Below are 23,287 nucleotides of genomic sequence, written 5' to 3'. Positions count from 1 at the left end.
TGTCAAAAAGTCAGTACCTCTTCTGGGATCTTCGATTCTTTGGTGCTCACCACGGATACTTGAAGGCGATGCTTACCAAGTAAAAGGCCCGCCCCCTGAGTAATTCAGGGGGCGGGCCTTTCCTGTGCCGACTAGGACAGTCGGATCAGCGATCCGGCTCTTCCCAGATGGTGCCCAGTCTGGCGATGGAGAGGGAGTCGATCAGGGCCTGGCCCTCGCCGGACTCGGCGATCAGGCGGATGCCGCGGGGTCCTTCGGCGGGGAAGGAGTAGGAGGACATGATCTCCAGCCCGTCGTTGATGATGACCTCGATCGAGCCCCGGTCCACGATGATACGCAGTTTGAGTTTGCCCGAGGACTTGTCGACGGGTGCTGTGCGGTAACCCCGATCCCCGTAGGTGTTGCAGTGGCGGTCCAGCACCACGCGGTCCAGCTGGTCGTCATAGCAGACCAGCGTATGATCGCCTGACTGGGTTCGGTGAATCTCCAGACCGATGCGCTCGGCCTGGGACTTGGCCAGGTCAATTTCCATAGTGATGTCGGCGGTCTGCGCGTCGTCCAACAGATCCTGGCTGCCGTTGACCTTCAGCTCGATGGGGCCGAAGTCCTGCTGGTCCTGGTCCAGGTTGGAGAACTCGCGTATGGGCAAGCAGCGCAGATGATCACCGGCCAGGGTGACCTCGCGGGGTACGGTGAACTGGCCGCACCAGCCATCCTCCTGCATGGGGATGGGCTCGGTGAAGGGACTCATCCAGCCGAATACCAGCCGACGGCCGTCAGGAGCCTGGAAGGTCTGCGGGGCATAGAAGTTGTGGCCGTCATCCCAGAGGTGGAATTCGGTCTCCTGATGGAAGTCGCCGCCGGGCTGCCAGCTGCCGATTACATAGCCGGCGTTGTTGTGGTTGCGGGCTTCGAATCCATGGGGTTTCAAGCCCATGGCCGAGTAGCAGATCACCCACTTGTCCTCCAGGGGGAACATATCGGGGCATTCCAGCATGAAGACCTCGGGGTCGGGGTGCCGATAGATCACCCGGTCGAAGGTCCAGTGCTCCATGTCATTGGAGGTATACATCCAGATCTCGCCCCGGTGGGCTGGGGTGCTGACTCCGAAGACCATGTACCAGAGCCCGCCCATCTTCCACACCTTGGGGTCACGGAAGTGCAGGATCTTGTCGTCGGGGCAGGGGACCACGACACCCTTCTTTTCGAAGTGGATACCGTCGGAGGAGACGGCCATGCACTGCTCCTGGAGGTTGCCGTCATCATCGTTGACCCCATTGCGCCAGCGGTGACCGGTGTAGTAGATGGTCAGACGGCCGTCGTCGCCCACCACGGCCGATCCGGAGAAGACCCCGTCCTTCTCGACCTCCAGGGTGGGCGCCATGGCCAGGGGCTCGCGCCGCCAGGTGACCAGGTCGGCGCTGGACACATGCCCCCAGTGCATGTTTCCCCACTCGCTCCCGTAGGGGTTGAGCTGGAAGTAGGCATGATAGCGTCCCTTGTAGTAGCTCAGGCCGTTGGGGTCGTTGATCCATCCGGCCTTGGAAGCGATGTGGCACTGGGGATACCAGCGGTCATTGCGGGTGGTGAAGAGCCGATCGATGCTCTTCTGGGCCTTGTCCAGCTGGGCGTTCATATCGGCGTTTTCCTTGGTTGCTGACTGGTTCATCCTTGAATCCTTTCGGGGTTGGAGGGGTGCTGATTATGATTGACGTGGGGAATCAGCCTTGGGTCACGGCGGACTTCCGGGAATCCCTGATGAAGGGATCGCCGTCGACCTGCTGGTCGTCGCGCTTGAGCACGAAGGTGCCGTAAATCAGGGCGACCAGCACCACCAATGAAATGGTGTAGAAAGTGACCCGGTCACCGGCGCGATCGTGGAGCATGCCCAGGGGGGTGGACAGGGCCGCCTGGCCGACTTGGGAGGCAATCTGGAAGCCCACCATGTAAAGGGTGGCGGACAGCTTGGGGTTGAAGTGCAGTGTGAAGTAGCGGAAGGCCGGCAGGCTGAAGAGCGGGACTTCGATGGAGTGGAAGAGCTTGACGATGGAGACCATGACCGGGTCGTGGAAGAAGCCGCACAGTCCGATTCTGGCAAACATGACCGTAGCGCCCAGCAGCAGGGAGTTGCGGACGCCGATCTTGCGCATGATGACGGGGACGACGCCCATCATGGCCGATTCCAGGAAGACCTGGAAGGAGTTGAGAATGCCATAGATCTCGTGCCCCTGCTCCGGGGTTGAGAAGAGGTTGGCATAGTAGTTGGGGAACATCTGCTGGTCGAAGACCGTGTAGAAAGTGTTGGTGAAGATCATGAAGACAATCAGGAGCCATAGGGCGGGCATGCCCAGAACGAGGATTATGTCGCGCAGGGAGGGCTGGGACTTTTCGCCCTCGGGGGTGGACTCCCGCATGATTTCCTCGCGCTGCTCATCGGGGATCCAGAAAGCATAGACCAGCAGCATGCAGGCGCCGAAGGCGGATCCCAGCCAGAAGTTGATCATCGGGTTGATGTTGAAAGCAAACCCGGCAATTAGGGCCACAAGGGCGTAGCCGAAGGAGCCCCAGGCCCGGGACTGTCCGTACTCGAAGCCGAACTTGCGAGAGTAGCGCTCGGTGATGGCCTCGATCAAGGAGCAACCTGACATGAAGCCGGCAGAGAGGACCACTGCGCCAAGCATGGCGCCCAGCATTATGTTGGTGCGCATGAGCGGCGCATAGATGAATTGGACGAAGGGCCCCACCAGGGCGGCGATGGCAGCGATGAAGATGGCTAGACGGCGCTTGACTCCCAGTTCGTCCTGAATGACCCCGTAGACAAACATTATTATCAGTGTGCCCACGGAGTTGATGGAGTAGATTTTACCAACCTGGGTGTTGGTCATACCGAGGCCGTTGATCAGCCAGGGCGAGTAGAAAGACCACCAGATGCCCCAGGCGCAGAAGAAGAAGAATATTCCGGTAGAGGATTCCAAATATGATGGATTCCTCCACGCCGATAATTTGGCGGCCATGCTGCCCCTCTTTCCTTGTCGTGCACCGCTTCCCCGCAGTGCCTCCCAGTCCGATGCACTTCCTGTGTGCAGAGCGGACCTGGTAGGTATAGTAAGCCGTCAATCGATTTACGTCAAACGATTGACGATTGTTGTGCCTTCCCATCGGACACGATGGGCAACTGGCAGGGGATGTTGACTGATTGGCGACTGGCGCCAAGCCAGCCAGAATCCGGCCTTGGCTCACCATCTTGCGACAGGGAAGGGGGAGGTGTGACTCTGGCTTTAGGGATTGGCTGGGACCGGATCCGAGGCGGTGTCGAGGCGGGTGGAGCCCTTGCGAATAAGGGCGCAATGAATGCGCACTCCGCCAGCCTGATCAAGCGGCGGCAGGACGGCACGGGTTTTGGGCAAGGGCAGGGCAACGCGACGGGGATTGATTTGCGCCAGCAGCCGTCGCACTGCCCAGAAGCCCATCTCGTAGTGAGGCAGTTCAACTGTAGTCAAGGGGGGTGCCGTGGTTTCAGCGACGACCTGGTGGTTGTCCACGCCCACCAGATTGAGGTCCCTGCCGATGACCAGATGGCGGGTTGCGGCGGCCTGGTAGAGGTAGAACGAACGTGAATCATTGAAGCAGAAGACCCCATCGGGGTGCTGTTCGTCCACCAGGTCGTCCGCCTGATCCATGGCATCCTGGTTGAATCCGACCAGTCGGATCAAGGTCTGGCTTGTAGGCAGGCCGGCTTCCTTGAGGGCTGTGTGATATCCGCGCATTCTGTCTTCTTGCGCCGGCAAATCCTGTGTGGTGCCCAGGTAGGCTACCCGATGGCAGCCTGATTCGATCAGGTGGCGGGTGGCATCGTAGCCAATCAGAAACTCGTCAGGGGCTATGCTCGGACAGCGGCTGGCCCGCTCCGTCGCGTTGACCACCACGGCGGGGCAGGAGCGCAGAGACTGTGGCAGGTCAACATCCTGGTCGTACATCTTGGCGAAGAGGAATCCGTCCACCCCATAGCGCTTCAGAGCCTGGATCTGCTCGGCTTCCCGGATGCCCCCATCGGTGGAGACAGTGAGAAGCACATAGCCACGCTCAGCGGCCGCATCCTGCGCACCCTGAATGATGGCGCCAGCGTAGGGCGTGGTGGCCACCTCTTCGCTGATGAAGCCCAGCATGCCGGTCTTGCTGGTGCGCAACGACCGGGCCATGGGATTGGGCCGATAGCCTAAGGTCTTGGCTGTACTGCGCACCCTCCGTGCAGTCTCCGACTTGACTCTGCCCTCGTCATGGCCGTTGAGCACCAGAGAGACTGTGGAGACGGATACGCCTGTGCGTTCGGCGATCTGCTTCATCGTGATCATGGGCACACCTTAACTTGCTCAGGCGATTTCAGCCCGGCTGATCTTGAGTGGTAGGGTTTCAGCGGTTTTCCCCGCCTAGAATCCGGTTGACTCGCTCCACCTTCTCGTGAATCTGATCCCGCTTGCCGGGACGGATGTCCAGCCTGAGGCTGACGCCGGTCCGATACCCCTGTTCGGCCAGGACCCGTGCAGCTTCTTCCACGACCTCCATGACCCGATGCAGATCTCCCTCGACGACGGTGCTCATGGCATTGGTCTGGTTAGGCAGTCCCGAATCCCTGATGACCTTGATGACCTGGGCCACGTAGGTGGACAGCTCTTCACCCTGACCTGAGGGTGCGATCGTGACCTCGGCTACGGTATTCATGTAGGATGAATCGTTTATGTCGGGCATATCGGGAACCTTCCCACATCGATTGGTGTGTTCGTAGGCAGGATGCCCGGTGTCCCCTGCGGCCACCTGCGCGGCCTCCCGCACCTGTCTCGATGGTAGGCCTCTACGCTGACAGGTCACCAGCCGAAGGTATGCTGGAGGCCGGTCATCAGGTCGTATGCCCCCAGGAGGGGTTCCCAAGCAGAAGGTGTGATCAGTGGCAGTATCGAAACTGGATGAGGTCATCTCCCTGGCCAAGCGCCGGGGATTCGTCTTTCCCGCAGGGGAGATCTACGGCGGCACTCGCTCGGCCTGGGATTACGGACCCCTGGGCGTGGCCCTCAAGGACAACATCAAGCGTGAGTGGTGGCGGACCATGGTGGTCACCCGCGACGACGTGGTTGGCGTGGACACTTCGGTCATCCTGCCCACGGCGGTCTGGGAGGCCTCGGGCCACGTGTCCGTCTTCAATGACCCCCTGATCGAGTGCCTGAACTGCCACAAGCGGCACCGGGCCGACACCCTGGAGGAGGCCTACGTCGAGAAGCACGGCCACGATCCGGAAAATGGTCTCAAGGACATTCCCTGCCCGGACTGCGGCACCAAGGGACAGTGGACCGAGCCGCGCGATTTCAACATGATGCTGCAGACCCACCTGGGACCCGTCCAGGACGAGAAGAGCCTGCATTATCTGCGTCCCGAGACCGCCCAGGGCATTTTTGTGGACTTCAAGTCCGTCATGGCCTCCTCCCGCTCCAAGCCCCCCTTCGGCATCGCCAACATGGGCAAGAGCTTCCGCAACGAGATAACGCCCTGCAATTTCATCTTCCGTACCCGGGAGTTTGAGCAGATGGAGATGGAGTTCTTCGTTCACCCCGGCACCGACGAACAATGGCATCAGTACTGGATCGACGCCAGAACCCGCTGGTACGTGGATCTGGGCGTCAAGCCCGAGAACCTGCGCCACTACGAACACCCCAAAGAAAAGCTGGCCCACTATTCCAAGCGGACTGTGGATATTGAGTACCGGTTCGGCTTCCAGGGCTCCGAGTGGGGTGAGCTGGAGGGTGTGGCCAACCGCACCGACTACGACCTCAAGGCCCATGCCGAGCACTCGGGCGAGGATCTGAGCTACTACGACCAGGCCAGCGGGGAACGCTACATCCCCTACGTGATCGAGCCTGCGGCCGGTCTGACGCGCTCGCTGATGGCCTTCCTGGTGGATGCCTATGACGTGGACGAGGCTCCTAACACCAAGGGCGGGGTCGACCGGCGCACCGTGTTGCGTCTGGACCCGAGGCTGGCCCCGGTCAAGGCTGCCGTCCTGCCCCTGTCCAAGAAGCCCGATCTGCAGCGGATTGCCCATGACCTGGCCGCCGACCTGCGCCAGAACGAGTGGATGGTGGACTACGACGAGTCCGGCGCCATCGGACGCCGCTACCGTCGCCAGGACGAGATCGGCACCCCCCTGTGCATCACCGTGGACTTCGACACCCTGGACGACAAAGCGGTCACCATCCGCAACCGCGACTCCATGCAGCAGGACCGCGTGGCCCTGGACCAGGTGGAGGACTATGTGCGCCGGGTCGTTGGCGAGCAGCGGGTGCGTTACCCCATGGGCCCATCCGACCTGACCGGCTCACGTGCCGCTGACGGCTACACGGACCTGGCCAGCGAGCCGGGCACGGACGAGAGCGAACCCATCAAGGTGGCCGAGGCCGGTGGCCGGTACTGAGGCTGATCGCCCGACCCCGAAGGTTGCTTCGGTGCAGCTGGGCCCGATAACCGTGCCTGTGCCGGTCATGCTTTCGCCCATGGCGGGCGTGACCAACTGGCCCTTCCGTCTGCTCTGCCGCGAGTACGGACCCGATGGACTGTATGTGGGGGAGATGGTGACGGCCCGGGCCCTGGTGGCGCGCAATCCCAAGGCATTCAGGCTCTGTCGCTTCGCCCCTCAGGAAAAGGTGCGCTCCCTGCAGCTGTACGGGGTAGACCCGCAGATTATGGAGCAGGCCACCCGGATGGTGGTCGATGCAGGGTGGGCCGATCATATCGACATGAACTTCGGCTGTCCGGTCCCCAAGGTCACCAGGCATGGCGGCGGGTCCGCCCTGCCCTGGAAGACTGACCTCTTTGCTGAACTGGTCCATCGTGTTGTCGCTGTCTGTTCGCCTGCCGGAATCCCCGTCACTGCAAAAATCCGGGTGGGCATCGATCATCAGCACGAGACCTTCATGGAGGCGGCCCACATCGCCCAGGAGGAAGGCTGCGCCGCCGTCACCCTGCACGCCAGAACTACAGCTGAATACTATGGCGGCCATGCCGACTGGGACCGGATCGCCGAGCTTGCCCAGGCCATAGACATCCCTGTCTTCGGCAACGGCGACATCTGGACCGCCGAGGATGCCCTGGACATGTTCGCTCAGACCGGCTGTGCAGGCGTGGCCATTGGCCGGGGCTGTCAGGGCCGTCCATGGCTCTTTGCCGACATAGCGGCAGCCTTAGCCGGCTCCCCGGAGCGGCAGGAGCCCACTTTGGGCCAGGTTGGGGCTATCGTGGCCCGCCATGCCCGACTCCTGGTCGAGTTCTACGACGGCAACGAGCGTATGGCGGTCCATGATATGCGCAAACACGTGGCTTGGTATTTGAAGGGCTTCGCCGTGGGCGGCCAGGTGCGCCGCGACTTCATGGCCTGCGAGAGCCTGGAGGATATGGACCGCTGCATCGCTGACCTGGACAAGGACATGCCCTATCCGCAGGCCGTGGCCGGCAAGCCTCGGGGTCGGGTTCGCTATGCCAAGAAGGTCCGCCTGCCCTATGGCTGGCTGGATTCTCGGACCACCACTCATCAGGAGCGCGAAACGCTCTTCGGCAACGACCCTATGGATGCCTCCTACTGAAGCTGGAAATATTCCCGTCACCAACCATGCGCATCCGGGTCTAGAATCAGGGTTTAGAATACGGACAGAACGGCGTGGAGGTTCTTTCGGAAGGCTGGGGCGGTTGGCTCTGACCTCCCGGACCCTAGGCCCACGGCCGTCAGGGAGGGTCGGAACGCCTGTGGGCAAATGCGTGTTGGCGTATATGATCTGCGCTAGAGTTGAGCGTAACGTGAGTGACGGGAGCATACTGTGAGCGAGATTGCCCAGAATGACAATTTCAATGACAAGACCAACATCAAGGTCGTTGGTGTTGGTGGAGCCGGTGGCAATGCTGTCAATCGCATGATTGCCGAAGGTCTGCAGAATGTCGAGTTTGTGGCCATCAATACCGATGCCAAGGATCTCCTGCGCTCAGAAGCCGATGTGAAGATCTCCCTTTCTGATGCGAACAGCCGCGGCCTGGGAGCCGGAGCTGATCCGGAGAAGGGCGCCAAGGCTGCCCAGGATCATCAGTCCGACATCGAAGAGGTCCTCAAGGGCGCCGATATGGTCTTCGTCACTGCAGGGGAGGGCGGCGGCACAGGCACCGGTGCCAGCCCCCTGGTTGCGCGTGCAGCCCGTCAGCAAGGCGCGCTCACCATCGCCGTGGTCACCCGTCCCTTCACCTTTGAGGGGCCCAGGCGCTCCGCTTCCGCCGAATCGGGCATCGAGAACCTGCGCAAGGAGGTCGATGCCCTCATCGTTATCCCTAATGACCGGCTTCTGGACCTCTCGGATCGCACGGTCTCGGTCATGGATGCCTTCAAGACAGCCGACACGGCCCTGCTGGCCGGCGTTCAGGGCATCACCGACCTAATCACCATGAACTCTTACATTCACGTGGACTTCTCCGATGTCACCGCCATCTTGAAGGACGCCGGCACAGCCCTCTTCGGCATCGGCGCAGCCAGAGGCGAGGATCGAGCCACCCAGGCCGCCGAGATCGCCATCTCCTCTCCGCTCTTGGAGGAGAGCATCGAAGGTGCCCATGGGGCCCTGATCAACGTGGCCGGCCCCACCGACCTGAGCATGCAGGAGGCATCTGCAGCCGCCCAGCTGGTCCAGGATGCCATCCATCCCGAGGCGCAGATCATCTGGGGCCTGGCCCTGGACGACGCTTACGGGGACGAGGTGCGGGTCACGGTCATCGCCGCCGGATTCGATCCCACCCCAAAGAAAGATGAGACTCCGGCCCCTGCAGTGGACGCGACCACCACACCTGCGGCGGCCACTCCGGTCCAGGAGCCCCAGCAGCCACTGACGACCCCGTCTGTCCAGGCGGAGTCCGATGAGACCTCCGAACACGATGTGGTGCCCCCTGCCTCCGGCGATGACGGCACCTCCGACCCGGGATATCTGGATATCCCTGACTTTCTGCGGTAATCAGGCGAAGGAGCAGGTATGGCAGGATTGATGAAGAACGCAATGTCCTTTTTCGGCATGTCGGATGTCGTGGACGACGATGACGACGACCTGGCCGACGATGAAGAGGCCAGCGATGGCTTCGACATCGATCACTCTGTGACTCCCATGGCTCCGCAATCCACGTCCAGCAGCCAGGAGACCGAGTCCACGCCCTTCCAGAGCCGGATCAACCGCATCACCACCATCCATCCCAAGTCCTATGAGGATGCCCAGATGGTCGGCAGGGCCCTGCGGGATGGGGTGCCGGTGGTCCTCAACCTGACTGGCGTGTCCGAGTCGGTGGCCTATAGGATCGTCGATTTCTCAGCCGGCGTGGTCTTCGGGGTGCGTGGATCCATCGAGCGGGTCACCCCCAGGGTCTTCCTGCTCAGTCCTGCACAGGTCAACATCAAGGTGGAGGAGCCCGAATCAGGCTCTTCGGCCAAGGGGCTTTTCGCCCAGTGACCGACCCTCTGGCAGCCGTGTCCGCAGGAGCCTAAAGACGCATGCTTGTTCCTTTTATCCGATATCTGGTAGACATCTGCATTGAAACCTACCTGCTCATCCTATTCGTGCGGATGATTCTGGACTGGGTCATGGTTCTGTCGCCTCGCCGGTATCCCCGCGGCTTCCTGGCCTCGCTCATTCGGGTCATCTATGCCTTGACTGAGCCGCCCCTGCGCTGGCTGCGCCGGTACATCCCGCCCCTGCCCATGGGCAGGATCCAGCTCGACGTCTCCTTCATGGTGCTCTATGCCGCCCTGATTATCATCCAGGTGCTGCTGGGATAAAGGCAAGACCGCGGATACGGCAGACTCCGTGCTAGCATGCAGTAAGAGAACACAATCGGGCTGGTTGGCCTGAAGCGAGGTGGAGAAACATATGGCTCTATTGACGCCTAATGACATAAGGGAGCATACCTTCCAGACAGTGCGGTTCAAGGAAGGCTACGACGTCGACGAGGTTGACGACTTCCTGGATCAGGTCACCGACACGGTTGAAGCCTTGGGCAAGCAGGCCATGCAGGGCAACACCGCTTCCACCCAGTCCCTGGGTACCGACGTGGCCTCGCTGAACTCCAAGATCTCTGACCTGACGGCTCAGGTGGAATCCCTGCAGACAGAAAACCGGGATCTGAAGCAGGCCCAGGGTAATGCCGCCCAGCAGCCTGCCGTGGATGCCCAGACCAAGCGTCTCCTGGCTGAGTCCCAGAGTCAGATCAAGACCCTGGCCTCCCAGAACGACCAGCTCAAACGTCAGGTCGAGCAGCTCAACTCGCAGATCGACCAGCTGACTGCCCAGGCCGCCGCGGGCAACAACACCCAGGCTCTGACCAACCAGCTGACCGCCATGCAAAAGGAGCGCGACCAGGCCCGCCAGCAGGCCCAGGCTCTGACCAGCCAGCTCAATGCCTCCAAGCAGAGCATGGCCGCGGCTCGCCAGCAGGTCGCTCAGGCCCAGAAGGCCTCTCAGGAACAGCAACAACGCACTGAGCAGCTGAACAAGCAGCTGGAGGAGTCCCACAAGCGCGAGGAGCAGCTGCGCCAGCAGGTCTCCAAGTCTGAGCCCTCCACCGAAACGGGCAGCCTGCAGCGGATTGCTGGTGCTGGCGCCGAGGTCAGCGAACCCGAGAGGGCCACTGCCATGATCTCCCTGGCTATGACCCTGCACGACCAGTACGTAGACAAGGGCAAGGCCGACGCTTCTCAGCTGGTGGCTGAGGGCCACGCCCGGCACGACGACATCGTCAAGAAAGCGGAGGACTACTCCAAGAGGACCCGCGCCGAGGTGGACGAGTACTCCAAGCGAGTGCACTCCGAGGCTGATGGCTACTCACAGCGTGTACGCTCCCAGGCTGACGAGTACTCGGTCAAGACCCGTTCCGATGCTGACGCTTATTCCAAGCGCCAGCACACCCAGGCCGACGAGTACGAAACCCAGGTGCAGACCCGGGCTCAGGAGTACGACAAGAACACTCGCGACGGAGCGGACCGCTATGCAGCCGATGTCAAGAACAAGCTCATGGATCAGTCCAAGGTTCTTGAGGAGAACATCCAGGGGCTCAAGCAGTTCGAGGCGGGTTACCGCAGCAAGCTGACCGAGTTCCTCAACCAGCTGATCAACCAGATCTCGGACACCAGCAATTACCAGTCCATGGAAAAGAAGCCTGAATAGCCCCACTGATTCCATCCGGTAATGACCAAGAACATATACAAGAGACGGCTGCGCGGGCGCGTGGCCGTCTTCGTTGCTCTGGCGGCAGTGGCCATAGCCCTGGACCAGGTGACCAAAGCCCTGGCCGTGGCACGGCTGGGCAACGGGATCAGAGTGGCTCTGCCTGGACCGTTGCGTGGACTGCGTCTGGTGCGCAACCCCGGGGCTTCGCTTGGATTGGGGTCCGGGAGCACCTGGGTCATATCCCTTATTGCTCTGGCGGCCTGTCTGCTTATCATTGTTCTGGCTCTGCGCACCACCTCCATGGTCTGGACCCTGGTCCTCTCCCTGGCCTTTTCCGGGGCAGCAGGCAATTTGATCGACAGGGCGGCCTATGCTTCCGGTTTTCTTGACGGTGCCGTGGTCGACTTTCTGGACTACGGCTGGTCGGTGGGCAATGTGGCCGACGTGTATCTGACCCTGGCAGGCATGGCCGTAGTGGTGCTCATTATCTGCAATGTGCGGTTCAGCGACAGGGACAAGACACCGGATCATGGGGGAGCGGCCAAGTGACCCGGCTTCTTCCCGCGCCTGATGCCTTGGTGGGTCGGCGCCTGGACATGGCCCTGTCCAAGATGCTGGGCCTGTCCAGGGCCAAGGCCAGCGATCTGGTGGCCCAGGGCCATGTGCGGATCATGGGCCGTCGGGTAAACAAGGCCACAACCCTGATGGGCGGTGATCTTATCGAGCTGGACGAGCCCGAGCCAGCCAAACAGGTTGAGCCGGTGGCCGAAGATATGCCCGTGGTCTACGAGGACGAGGACGTGGTAGTCGTAGACAAGCCGGTGGGGGTGGCGGCCCATCCCTCCATAGGCTGGACCGGCCCAACCGTTCTGGGCAGCCTTTTGCAGCGGGGCACCCACATCACTTCCATGGGGGCCCAGGGCCGTCAGGGCATCGTCTCCCGCCTGGACGCGGGCACCAGCGGCCTTATGCTGGTCTGCAAGTCCGACCTGGCCTACAAGGAGATGCGTCGGCAGTTCGCCCGGCATGAGGTGGTCAAGATTTACCACGCCTTGGTCCAGGGCAACCTGACCGAGGACAAGGCCACCATAGAGGCCCCCATCGGACGGGCACGCGTCTCGGACTTCCGCTTTACGGTCACGCCTGCCGGCAAGGAGGCCATCACCCACTGGGATGTGCTGGAGCGCTTCGGCTCGGCTACCCTGGTCAGCGTCAATCTGGAGACCGGGCGTACCCATCAGATACGTGTGCACTTCTCCTCCATAGGTCATCCCCTGGTGGGCGACCACATGTATGGGGCCAACCCCGACCTGGCGGACAGACTGGGCCTGAAGCGGCAGTGGTTGCATGCCATGCGCTTGGAATTCCGCCATCCGCGCACCAAAATCTGGACCCAGGTGGTCTCCTCCTACCCGGCTGATCTGCGCCGCTCCCTACAGATCGAGCGTCAGAGCGCCACTGGTATACGCAGCTAGCGGACTCCGGCGATTCGGCCAGGGATCTGGGTAGGTTGGAGATATGTCCTCAACCCGGTCAGACTTCGTTCACCTTCACACCCACACCCACTATTCCACCTTGGACGGGGCCAGCAGGATTCCCGATCTGGTAACCGAGGTGAGTCGCTTGGAGCAGCCGGCCGTGGCCATCACAGACCACGGCAACATGCACGGGGCCTACGAGCTCTGGCGGACGGCCGTGGATGCCGACATCAAGCCCATCATCGGCATCGAGGCCTACGTGACCCCTGAGACTGCCCGCCAGGACAAAAGCCGGGTCCACTGGGGAACCGACGAACAGCGTTCTGACGACGTCTCCGGCGGCGGCTTCATCACCCACATGACCCTCTGGGCCAGTGACGACACAGGCCTGGTCAACCTGATCAAGGCTTCCTCGGTGGCCAACCTGGAGGGCTTGGTGGGCAAGTGGCCCCGCATGGACAAGGATCTGCTGTCCACCTATCACCAGGGGGTCATCGCCACCACTGGCTGCCCATCTGGCATCGTTCAGACCAGACTGAGGCTGGGCCAGTTCGACGAGGCCCTGAGGGCCGCCGGGGAGTTCCAGGACATCTTCGGCAAGGAAAACTATTACGTGGAGCTGATGGACCACGGGCTGGAGATCGAGCATCGGGTGACCAAGGATCTGCTGGAAATCGCTCGTCGTCTGGATGCACCCCTAGTGGCCACCAACGATTCGCACTATGTGCGCAAGGACGATGCCTCGGCCCAGGATGCCTTGCTCTGCATCAACTCGGGGTCCCGGCTGACCGACCCCGGCCGCTTCAAGTTCGATGGCAGCGGCTACTACATTCGCTCCGCCCAGGAGATGCGCGAGATTTTCAAGGAGTTCCCAGAAGCCTGCGACAACACCTTGGAGATCGCGGAACGCTGCAACGTCATGTTCGACGACCACGAGGACGGGGCCTTCATGCCCCGCTTCGAATGCCCGGAGGGCTGGGACGAAACCTCCCTCTTCCTGAAGAAGGTGGACGAGGGGTTGAAGAACCGCTACCCGGACGGGGTGCCCGAGGAGGTCTCCCACCAGGCTGACTACGAGTGCGGCGTCATCTGCCAGATGCAGTTCACCGGATACTTCCTGGTTGTGGCCGATTACATCAACTGGGCCAAGAACCACGGAATCATGGTGGGGCCGGGCCGTGGATCGGCGGCAGGATCCATGGTGGCCTACGCCATGGGCATCACCGAGCTGGACCCGCTCAAGCACGGGCTGATCTTCGAGCGCTTCCTCAACCCCGAGCGCGTCTCCCTGCCTGATATCGACGTGGACTTCGACCCCGAGGGGCGCATGAAGGTCCTGGACTATGTGGGCCGCAAGTACGGCTCCGATAAGGTGGCCCAGTGCGTGACCTACGGCACCATCAAGACCAAACAGGCCTTGAAGGACTCAGCCAGGATCATGGACTACGAGTACTCCGTTGGCGACCAGGTCACCAAGGCCCTGCCGCCTACGGTCAACGGCAAGGACATGAGCCTCAAGGAGATCTTCGACCCCCAGTCCAAGCGCTACCCGGAGGCCAAGGAGTTCCGCGATCTGTACGAGTCCAACCCGGATGTCAAGCGGATCACCGAGGAGGCCAAAGGCATCGAGGGCATCATCCGCCAGACCGGTGTGCACGCCTGTGCCACCATCATGGCCTCCAATCCCATCACCAATACCTCACCGCTGATGGAGCGCACCGACGGCACGGTGACCACCACCTTCGAGTACCACACCTGCGAGACCCTGGGGCTGGTCAAGATGGACTTCCTGGGGCTGTCCAACTTGACGGTCATCAGGGACACGGTCACCAACATCGAGCGCAACGGCAAGGAGCCCATCAGCATCGAGAAGGTCCCCTTGGATGACAAGGAGACTTACCAACTGCTGTCCCGGGGCGACACCCTGGGCGTCTTCCAGCTCGATGGCGACGGGATGCGATCCCTGCTGCGCATGCTTAAGCCCGACAACTTCAACGACATCTCCGCCCTGATCGCCCTCTACCGGCCGGGGCCCATGGATATGAACTCGCACATCAACTATGCAAAGCGCAAGAACGGACTGCAGAAGATCGAGCCCATCCACCCCGAGGTGGCCAAGCCCCTGGCGGGCGTGCTGGACGAGACCTACGGCCTGATCGTCTACCAGGAGCAGGTCCAGTCCGCAGCGCGAATTCTGGCCGGGTACTCCCTGGGCCGAGCCGATGTGCTGCGAAGGGCCATGGGCAAGAAGAAGCCCGACGTCCTGGCCAAGGAGCAGGTGCCCTTCTTTGAGGGCATGAAGGCGCACGGCTACTCCCAGGAGGCCGCCCAGGCGGTCTGGGACGTCCTGGTGCCCTTCTCCGGCTACGCATTCAACAAGGCGCACTCGGCAGCCTACGCCCTGATCGCATACTGGACCGCCTACCTGAAGACCCACTATCCGGTGGAATTCATGGCCGCCCTGCTGCAGAACGAGCGGACCAACAAGGACAAGACCGCCCTCTACCTGGGCGAGGCCAGAAGGATGGGCATCCGCATCCTGGCTCCCGACATCAATGAGTCCGTGTCCGAGTATTCCGCTGTCGGCGACGTGGTCCGCTTCGGCCTGGGAGCCATCCGAAATGTGGGCGACAAGGTGGTGGCGGACATCATCAAGGAGCGCCAGGGGCCCCGGGGCAAGTACATCAACTTTATGGACTTCGTCAAGCGGGTGCCCATGGAAGTGCTCAACAAGCGAACCGTGGAATCCCTGATCAAGGGCGGCGCCTTCGACGGTATCGACCCCAACAGAAGGGCCCTCTTCCAGATCCACGACGAGGCCGTCGACCAGGTCATGCCCATCAAGCGCAAGCAGGCCGAGGGCCAGTTCGACCTCTTCGCCGACGCCGATGACGACGCACCCCAGCAGGATGCCTTGGGCGACGCCCAAGTGACTGTGCCCGACATCGATGAGTGGGACAAGTCCACCAAGCTCAACTTCGAGCGACAGATGCTGGGTCTGTATGTGTCCGACCACCCGCTGAGCGGCATGACCTCGGTTCTGGCCGGCATGCGCGACATGTCCATCGCCCAGCTGCTCAACCGGTCCAGGGGCATGGAAGGCAAGGCGGTGACCCTGGCCGGGCTGGTCACTGCAGTGGACCGACGGGTCTCCAAGAAGGGCAATCCCTGGGCCATCGTCACCATTGAGGACCTGGAGAGCTCCATCCAATGCATGTTCTTCGGCAAGGTCTACGACGCCCACTCCGACGACCTGGCCCTGGACTCGGTCATCCGAGTGAGGGGGTTGGTCGAGCTGCGCGATGAGGCCACCAATATCCGCGTCAACGATATGGAGGTGCCCGTCCTGGAGTCGGCGGACGAGCGGCCATTGACCATCACCCTGCCCAGGCAGGCCCTGGATCGGGGGCACATGGAGCGGCTGGCCCGGATACTCAAGTCCCACCCCGGCTACTGCCAGGTCCGCCTGGCCGTCACCGACGACCGGGGCAACGTCCGTCTGCTGACCTTTGGCGACGGATTCCGCACCGGGCACGACACCTCCATGATGGCCGAGATCAAGTCGGTGTTCGGGCCCTCCTGCCTGCCGTCGGCCTAGGACGCGCCCGAAACCGTCTCACCATTTGGGACGGTGGTCAGTCACTGGCTTTGGCGACACAAAAGTTCACTACCATCAAAGTATGACAAAGCTCATGATGAGAACCATGGATCTGCGCGGGAAAACCATGTCCCGCGCCCAACTTCTCGCCGCCATGCCCCGTGCCGATATGGGTACCCGGGAGGCCAGTGCCCAGGTGCAGCCCATACTGGACCGGGTGCGCGAGCATGGGGCCGCTGCCCTGCGTGACCTGGAGGAGAGGTTCGACCATGTGCGTCCCCATGATCTGAGGGTCCCGGCATCGGCCATGCAGAAGGCCTTGGAGGGGCTTGATCCCAAGGTCAGGGCGGCAATCGAGGAGTCCGTTACCCGCATCCGCAAGGTCTGCACCACCCAGGTGCCCAAGCCCATGGCCACCGACCTGGCACCCGGTGCCCGGGTCAGCGAGCGGTGGATCCCGGTCCAACGCGTAGGTCTCTACGTGCCGGGAGGCAAGGCCCTGTATCCTTCCTCGGTCATCATGAACGCAGTGCCCGCCCAGGTGGCCGGCGTCGATTCCCTGGCCGTGGCCACTCCGCCCGCCTCTGACGATCCCCGTGGTCTGCCAGCGGCCATCATCCTGGCCACCTGTGCCATCCTGGGCGTGGATGAGGTCTATGCCGTGGGCGGTGCCCAGGCTATAGCCATGTTTGCTTACGGGGCCAAGGGGTCGGAACCTCAGGACGGGGAGATTCTCTGCGACCCGGTCGATAAGATCACAGGCCCGGGCAACATCTTTGTTGCGACGGCCAAGCAGATGGTCTCCGGCATGGTGGGAATCGATGCCGTGGCAGGACCCACGGAAATCGCTATTCTAGCCGACGGCCAGGCCAACCCCGACTGGGTGGCAGCAGACCTGATCGGACAGGCCGAGCATGACGAGCTGGCCGGCTCGGTGCTGATCACCGACAGCCAGGACCTGGCCCAGGGCGTTCAGGAGGCCCTGGATCGCAGGGTGCCTAGGACCGAGCACGCCGACCGGGTGCGCACCTCCCTGGGCGGCAACCAGTCGGGAATCATCCTGACCGACGGAATCGACCAGTCCATCGACGTGGCCAATGCCTATGCCGCCGAGCATCTGGAGGTTCAGACGGCCGATCCTGATGCCGTCATCGACCGGATTCGGAATGCAGGGGCCATCTTCCGCGGCCCTTACGCTCCTGTGCCCTTGGGCGACTACATGTCCGGGTCCAACCACGTCCTGCCCACCGGCGGCACCGCCCGGTTCGACGTGGCCCTGGGCGTCCACACCTTCATGAAACCTGTCGAAGTCATCGAATATGACCAGGAAGGGCTCAAGCCCATCGCAGCCAAGATCAATGATTTCGCCGTATCCGAGGATCTGCCCGCCCATGGCGAGTGCGTCCTGAGCCGGTTCCTGGAGGATCCCTACGACAAGGCCGACCTGGAAGCCAACGAAGAGAATGCCGGTCTGCGGTGAGTGCCATACCTGCCGATCTTCCCCTCCGTAGGGACTTGGTAGGGGAGGAGCCCTATGGCGCCCCCCAGCTGGATGTCCCGGTCTGTCTGAATGTGAACGAGAACCCCTACCCCCTGGACCAGGAGGTGGTCGATGCCATCTGCCAGCGTGTGCGCCAGGCGGCCCCCGGTCTCAACCGCTATCCGGACAGGGAGCATGAGGATCTGCGGCGGGCCTTGTCTGCCTATCTGAAGAAGGAGTCAGGGACCTCGCTCCAACCCGAGCAGATCTGGGCGGCCAACGGGTCCAACGAGATCATGCTCCAGCTCTTCCAGGCCTTCGGTGGACCGGGCAGGATCGCCTTGGGCTGCGATCCGACCTACTCCATGTATCCCGAGTACGCCAGAGACACCTTCACAGACTGGGAGCTGGCTCATCGGCAGCCTGATTTCAGCCTGGATATTGAAACGACCATCGAGCGCATCAAGACGCTAGGCCCCGCCATGGTCCTGGTCACCAGCCCCAACAATCCCACGGGGACGCCCCTGCCCATGGATCAGCTGACCAGGCTCCTGGAGGCCTGCTCCAAGGTCCCTGTAGCGGGCGCGGATAAGTCCGCCCAGCCCATCGTGGTCGTGGATGAGGCCTACATCGAGTTCCGAGACCCGGGCACGCCCTCGGCGGTCAGTCTGATCGGGCAGTACGACCATCTGGCAGTCACCCGGACCATGTCCAAGGCCTTCGCCTTCGCCGGCGCCAGGGTGGGCTACCTGGCAGCATCCAGGGGAATAGTTGACGCGGTCCGCATCGTTCGTATGCCCTACCACCTGAGCGCCCTGACCCAGGCTGCGGCCCTGGCTGCCCTGGAGCACACCGACCTCCAGCTGGCTCGGGTGGATCAGCTTCGCCAGACCCGTCGGGAAACCGCTGAGTGGCTGGCCGGACAGAAGTTCCATGGTCGTCCCTTGACCGTGGTCCCCTCGGCCTCCAACTTTATCCTCTTCGGTACCTTCCCCGACCGCGATGCCATCTTCGAGGCCATGAAGGATGAAGGCGTGCTGATCCGGGCTGTCGGTCCTCAGGGCTACCTGAGGGTCTGCATGGGCACGGACGCGGAGATGGAGCGATTCCGTCAAACCCTGGTCCATGTCCTCAAGCGGTTCTGAAGGATCAGACCAGCGGCACGGCTATGCTGGTGGTCTAGATGCCGTGCAGGAGCCGCAGTGCGGACTGGAATGCGCGGCAAGAAAGCGGAGGAGCAGCAATGGCAGGCAGAACAGCCACCATCACCCGCCAGACCAGTGAATCCAAGGTGAGTCTGAGTCTGGACCTGGATGGCACCGGAGTGACCGACATCGACACCTCAGTTCCCTTCTATGACCATATGATGACGGCCTTGGGCAGGCATTCCCTGATTGACCTGACCATCAAGGCCAGCGGGGACACACAGATCGACGTCCACCACACCGTCGAGGATGTGGCCATCGTCTTTGGCGAGGCCCTGGCCCAAGCTTTGGGGGACAAGCGGGGCATCAAGCGCTTCGCTGACGCCACTGTTCCCCTGGACGAGGCTCTGGCCCGAGCCGTGGTCGACATTTCCGGCAGGCCCTATGCGGTCTGCGCCGGCGAACCGGAAGGGTTCGAGTACGCCATGATCGGCGGGCACTTCACCGGCTCCCTGGTAAGGCACGTCATGGAGTCCATCGCCCTGCACGCCGGCATCTGCCTGCACCTGATTCTTTTGTCGGGCAGGGATCCGCACCACATTGCCGAGGCTGAGTTCAAGGCCCTGGCCAGGGCCTTGCGCTTTGCTGTGGAGCCTGATCCCAGGGTGAAGGGCATCCCCAGCACCAAGGGGTCGCTATGAGCGCTGATGAACACGATAACAAGGACGGCAAGGATCAGGACCTGCCGGATTCCGGCCATCATCTGAGCGAGGAGGAGGTCGAGCGGGCCCTGGCCAGCTTTGAGGCCGAGTTCAATGAGGGCCAGGATCAAGCGGATCAACCTGTTGAACGGTCTGCATCAGGAGTGGATGACGAGGCTGGTTCGGATTCTGCGCCCACTGACGAATCGTCGGTGGAACCAGATGGGACTGATGGTGTTGCTGCCGATTTCGATCAGGAACTGGAAGGTCTGATCGGCAACCGGGCCAAGGCCGCCGTCATGGTGACCCGTCTGGCTTCGGCAGAGCTTCTGGCGGCCTTCTGCCAAATCTCCGATATCTCGGCCTGGTGCATTCAGGCCCGTGAGGGTGCCGTGGCCGTCCTGAGAAACCTGGACGGTGACGGACCCGAGGCAGCCATCCGCGATCTGACTACCGTCGTATCCGGGCTCAGCGCCATCCTGGCGGTCAACAGGGCCGACAAGCTCGAAGTGACCCTCTGGATCAGCGGACAGTCGGGGCAAACGCTTGCGCCGCCCATTCTCTTTGCCGCTACCGCCGACTTCGTGGAGGACCTGATGATCGGGACCACTACGGTGGACAGGCTGCGCCAGGATGGGGCCACCATCTTCGACTCGGGGGAGTACAACCGCGAGAAGGCCATGGGCATCATCGCTTCGCACACCAGGTTCGGGGCCGGAGGATCGACCCGCCAGGGTCGCGTCGAGTAATCGTTGAGACCAAAGACCTGCTAGGAGGAACATGACCAGGATACAGGTGCTTGACTATGGGTTCGGCAATGTCAGATCCATGGTGCATGCCCTCTCCCAGCTGGGGGTAGATGCCCAAATCAGCGCCGACCAAGACCTGGCCATGAAGGCCGACGGCCTGGTCATTCCCGGCGTGGGGGCTTACGGGGCCTGCATGGCGGGGTTACGCGCCGTCGGCGGCGATCGGATCATCCTGGACCGCCTGACCCAGGGTCTACCGGTTCTAGGGGTCTGCATAGGTCTTCAGATCATGTTCCAGTTCGGGGACGAGGATGGCCGCAGCGAACCCGGAATGGGCCTGATCCCCGGTCGGGTGACCAAGCTGGATGCTGATGTCGTGCCCCATATGGGCTGGGATCATGTCCAGGCACCTCAGGGAACACAACTGCTGGCGGGGGTTCAGGATCAGCGTTTCTACTTCGTCCACTCCTATGCAGCTATGGCGGTGCAGGGGGATGACCGGGCCGGCGAGACACAGCACGACCTGGCCCTACGAGTTTCGGCGTTGAATGAACAAAGCGGCAGCCAGCCGGAGTCAGGCAAGACCTCACAGGGCGTCACTTTTGGTGAACCGCTGGTTACCTGGGCCACCTATGGGCGCAGCAGGTTCGTGGCTGCCTATGAGTGCGGTCCCTTGAGCGCCACTCAGTTCCATCCGGAAAAGTCCGGTCAGGCCGGGGCACGGTTGCTGACCAATTGGGTGCGGACCCTTCCCGGGGCTTCCGGACTCCCCTCCGAGAAAGGTGAATGAAGATGCTGACGCTGCTACCCGCTGTCGATGTCCGCGACGGAAAGGCGGTCCGTCTCAGGCAAGGGGTCTCCGGCTCCGAGAAGGTCTACGGCGAGCCTGCCGATGCAGCCAAGGCCTGGGTCGACCAGGGTGCCGAGTGGCTCCACCTGGTCGACCTGGATGCGGCTTTCGGTACCGGAGACAACCGTGACAAGTTGGCCGCCCTGGTCAACCAGCTGGGCGATCGCGTCAAGGTGGAGCTCAGCGGCGGCATCCGCGACGACGCCAGCTTGAAGGCCGCCCTGGATGCCGGTGCCACCCGGGTCAACATCGGCACGGCGGCCCTGGAGGATCCGGAGTGGACCAGCCAGGTCCTGGCTCGCTACGGACAGAAAGTCTGCGTGGGTTTGGACGTGCGTGGACACACCCTGGCCGCCCGGGGCTGGACCAGACAGGGCGGAGATCTCTTCGAGGCCATGGAACGATTGGACCGGGACGGGTGCAGCCGGTACGTGGTCACCGACGTGACCTGCGATGGGATGATGACCGGCCCCAACCTGGATCTGCTGGGCCAGGTGGCTGACCGGACTCCGGCCAAGGTGACCGCTTCCGGGGGCATCTCCAGTCTGGATGACCTGAGTCACATCCTGGACCTGGTCGATCGGGGCGTGGACAGCGCTATTCTGGGCAAGTCCCTTTATGAAGGGGCCTTCACCCTGGAGCAGGCGCTGGACCTGGTCTCGGGGCATTGTTAACGCTATAAGCAAGTCTGCGAAATATAGGAATGGGAGCATAAGCTCTATGGATAAACAAGAGGAGTTCGCGCTGCGCACTGTCGAGGAGCGCGATGTCCGGTTCATTCGCCTCTGGTTCACCGACGTCTTGGGAACCCTGAAGTCGGTGGCCATAGCGCCTACCGAGCTGGAGGTGGCCTTCGAGGAGGGACTGGGCTTTGACGGCTCGGCCATCGAGGGCATGACCAGGGTCTCCGAGGACGACATGATCGTCAAGCCCGACCCATCCACCTTCCAGATACTTCCCTGGAGGGGAGGGCCGCAGGGCACAGCGCGAATCTTCTGCGACGTGCTCACCCCGGACGGCGAGCCCAGCAGCGGGGATCCCCGGCACGTGCTCAAGCGGGCCTTGGCCAAGGCCAAGGAGAAGGGCTTCATCTTCTACACGCATCCGGAGATTGAGTTCTACCTGTTTGAAAACCAGGATGACTGGTCCCAGACCCCGACCCCTATCGACGAGGGCGGCTACTTCGACCACGTGCCCCGCAGCCCGGGGATGGACTTCCGCCGGGCCTGCGTCAACATGCTGGAGCAGATGGGCATCTCGGTGGAATACTCCCACCACGAAGCCGGACCGGGTCAGAATGAGATCGACCTGCGCTATGCTGACGCCCTGACCACCTCCGACAACATCATGACCTTCAGGACCGTAGTCAAGGAGATCTCCCTGGAGCGGGGGATTTACGCCAGCTTCATGCCCAAGCCCTTCACCGACCAGCCGGGCTCGGGCATGCACACCCATCTGAGCCTGTTCGAGGGCGACGCCAACGCCTTCTACGAGGTGGGCCAGGAGTTCAACATGTCCCAGACGGCCCGGCAGTTTGCAGCCGGCATCCTGGCCCATGCGGCTGAGATCTGCGCGGTGACCGACCAGTACGTCAACTCATACAAGCGGCTCTGGGGCGGGGCCGAGGCGCCCAGCTACGTCTGCTGGGGGCACAACAACCGGTCCGCCCTCCTGCGCATACCCCAGTACAAGCCCGGTAAGGGCAACTCGGCCAGGATGGAGTTCCGCGGGCTGGATCCAGGGGCCAACCCCTACCTGGCATACTCGGTGCTGCTGGCTGCCGGCCTGGACGGGATCGAGCAGAAGATGACCCTGGGCGAGCCCACCAGCGACGACGTCTGGGAGCTGACCGACGCTGAGCGTCAGGCCTTGGGCATCGAACCCCTGCCTGACAGCCTGGACGCGGCGCTGAAGGTCATGGAGAAGTCGGACTTCGTGGCCCAGGTGCTGGGCGAGCAGACCTTCGAGTATTTCCTGCGCAACAAGCATCGGGAGTGGGCCGGGTACAGCCGGCAGGTCACCCCCTACGAGCTGGCCTACTACCTGCCTAGGCTTTGA

At 62.4% G+C, this 23,287-nt stretch carries 20 protein-coding genes; 16 read left to right on the top strand and 4 right to left on the bottom strand.

Features of this window, described 5'->3' with window-relative positions; genetic code table 11:
* Window positions 1-145 precede the first annotated feature (145 nt).
* The 4 genes from J3T92_RS06980 to J3T92_RS06965 form a co-directional block, all read right to left on the bottom strand.
* Complete coding sequence (locus J3T92_RS06980) at window positions 146-1,669, bottom strand: glycoside hydrolase family 32 protein (protein ID WP_267400716.1); 1,524 nt, start codon at window positions 1,667-1,669, stop codon at window positions 146-148.
* A 52-nt stretch (window positions 1,670-1,721) separates the two neighbouring features.
* Window positions 1,722-3,014, bottom strand: coding sequence for an MFS transporter (locus J3T92_RS06975; RefSeq protein ID WP_267400715.1), 1,293 nt, complete (start codon window positions 3,012-3,014; stop codon window positions 1,722-1,724).
* A 264-nt stretch (window positions 3,015-3,278) separates the two neighbouring features.
* A complete protein-coding gene (locus J3T92_RS06970) occupies window positions 3,279-4,352 on the bottom strand; it encodes a LacI family DNA-binding transcriptional regulator (RefSeq protein WP_267400714.1) in 1,074 nt (357 codons plus the stop codon).
* Between the two features lie 58 nt (window positions 4,353-4,410).
* Window positions 4,411-4,746: an MTH1187 family thiamine-binding protein gene (locus J3T92_RS06965; protein WP_267400713.1), complete on the bottom strand. Its 336-nt coding sequence runs from the start codon at window positions 4,744-4,746 to the stop codon at window positions 4,411-4,413.
* A 196-nt stretch (window positions 4,747-4,942) separates the two neighbouring features.
* Between J3T92_RS06965 and J3T92_RS06960 the strand changes: the two genes are divergently transcribed.
* The 16 genes from J3T92_RS06960 (at window position 4,943) to glnA (ending at window position 23,287) form a co-directional block, all read left to right on the top strand.
* On the top strand, window positions 4,943-6,460 hold the full coding sequence (locus tag J3T92_RS06960) for a glycine--tRNA ligase (RefSeq protein ID WP_267400712.1): 1,518 nt from the start codon (window positions 4,943-4,945) through the stop codon (window positions 6,458-6,460).
* Entirely contained in the window at window positions 6,447-7,625 is a 1,179-nt protein-coding gene (gene dusB / locus J3T92_RS06955; protein WP_416378865.1) for a tRNA dihydrouridine synthase DusB, read from the top strand. Before J3T92_RS06960 ends, dusB begins: the two co-directional genes overlap by 14 nt.
* Before the next feature lie 231 nt (window positions 7,626-7,856).
* The gene (ftsZ, locus tag J3T92_RS06950) at window positions 7,857-9,029 is read left to right on the top strand and encodes a cell division protein FtsZ (protein WP_267400710.1); all 1,173 of its coding nucleotides are present in this window, start codon (window positions 7,857-7,859) and stop codon (window positions 9,027-9,029) included.
* An 18-nt stretch (window positions 9,030-9,047) separates the two neighbouring features.
* Window positions 9,048-9,515, top strand: coding sequence for a cell division protein SepF (locus J3T92_RS06945; protein WP_267400708.1), 468 nt, complete (start codon window positions 9,048-9,050; stop codon window positions 9,513-9,515).
* A gap of 41 nt (window positions 9,516-9,556) precedes the next feature.
* Window positions 9,557-9,841: a YggT family protein gene (locus J3T92_RS06940; RefSeq protein WP_267400706.1), complete on the top strand. Its 285-nt coding sequence runs from the start codon at window positions 9,557-9,559 to the stop codon at window positions 9,839-9,841.
* Window positions 9,842-9,932: 91 nt separating this feature from the next.
* Window positions 9,933-11,225, top strand: a complete 1,293-nt coding sequence (locus J3T92_RS06935; RefSeq protein ID WP_267400704.1) for a DivIVA domain-containing protein — start codon at window positions 9,933-9,935, stop codon at window positions 11,223-11,225.
* 21 nt (window positions 11,226-11,246) lie between these two features.
* Complete coding sequence (locus J3T92_RS06930; protein WP_267400702.1) at window positions 11,247-11,777, top strand: signal peptidase II; 531 nt, start codon at window positions 11,247-11,249, stop codon at window positions 11,775-11,777.
* Complete coding sequence (locus tag J3T92_RS06925) at window positions 11,774-12,703, top strand: RluA family pseudouridine synthase (protein WP_267400701.1); 930 nt, start codon at window positions 11,774-11,776, stop codon at window positions 12,701-12,703. Before J3T92_RS06930 ends, J3T92_RS06925 begins: the two co-directional genes overlap by 4 nt.
* Window positions 12,704-12,746: 43 nt before the next feature.
* Window positions 12,747-16,304 (top strand): DNA polymerase III subunit alpha, encoded by a 3,558-nt coding sequence (dnaE, locus tag J3T92_RS06920; protein ID WP_267400700.1) that lies wholly within the window; start codon window positions 12,747-12,749, stop codon window positions 16,302-16,304.
* A gap of 82 nt (window positions 16,305-16,386) precedes the next feature.
* On the top strand, window positions 16,387-17,784 hold the full coding sequence (hisD, locus tag J3T92_RS06915; RefSeq protein WP_267400699.1) for a histidinol dehydrogenase: 1,398 nt from the start codon (window positions 16,387-16,389) through the stop codon (window positions 17,782-17,784).
* Complete coding sequence (locus tag J3T92_RS06910; RefSeq protein ID WP_267400697.1) at window positions 17,781-18,929, top strand: histidinol-phosphate transaminase; 1,149 nt, start codon at window positions 17,781-17,783, stop codon at window positions 18,927-18,929. Before hisD ends, J3T92_RS06910 begins: the two co-directional genes overlap by 4 nt.
* A gap of 98 nt (window positions 18,930-19,027) precedes the next feature.
* Window positions 19,028-19,630, top strand: a complete 603-nt coding sequence (hisB, locus tag J3T92_RS06905) for an imidazoleglycerol-phosphate dehydratase HisB (RefSeq protein ID WP_267400695.1) — start codon at window positions 19,028-19,030, stop codon at window positions 19,628-19,630.
* On the top strand, window positions 19,627-20,379 hold the full coding sequence (locus J3T92_RS06900; RefSeq protein ID WP_267400693.1) for a hypothetical protein: 753 nt from the start codon (window positions 19,627-19,629) through the stop codon (window positions 20,377-20,379). Before hisB ends, J3T92_RS06900 begins: the two co-directional genes overlap by 4 nt.
* Before the next feature lie 31 nt (window positions 20,380-20,410).
* Entirely contained in the window at window positions 20,411-21,169 is a 759-nt protein-coding gene (hisH, locus tag J3T92_RS06895; protein ID WP_267400691.1) for an imidazole glycerol phosphate synthase subunit HisH, read from the top strand.
* A 2-nt stretch (window positions 21,170-21,171) separates the two neighbouring features.
* Window positions 21,172-21,903, top strand: a complete 732-nt coding sequence (gene priA / locus J3T92_RS06890) for a bifunctional 1-(5-phosphoribosyl)-5-((5-phosphoribosylamino)methylideneamino)imidazole-4-carboxamide isomerase/phosphoribosylanthranilate isomerase PriA (protein WP_267400688.1) — start codon at window positions 21,172-21,174, stop codon at window positions 21,901-21,903.
* Window positions 21,904-21,949: 46 nt separating this feature from the next.
* The gene (glnA, locus tag J3T92_RS06885) at window positions 21,950-23,287 is read left to right on the top strand and encodes a type I glutamate--ammonia ligase (protein ID WP_267400686.1); all 1,338 of its coding nucleotides are present in this window, start codon (window positions 21,950-21,952) and stop codon (window positions 23,285-23,287) included.

The organism is Bifidobacterium sp. B4081 (genome assembly GCF_026537335.1).
GTDB lineage: Bacteria > Actinomycetota > Actinomycetes > Actinomycetales > Bifidobacteriaceae > Bombiscardovia.
Note: the sequence above shows the minus strand (reverse complement) of the source record. Positions and strands in the feature narration are given on the sequence as shown.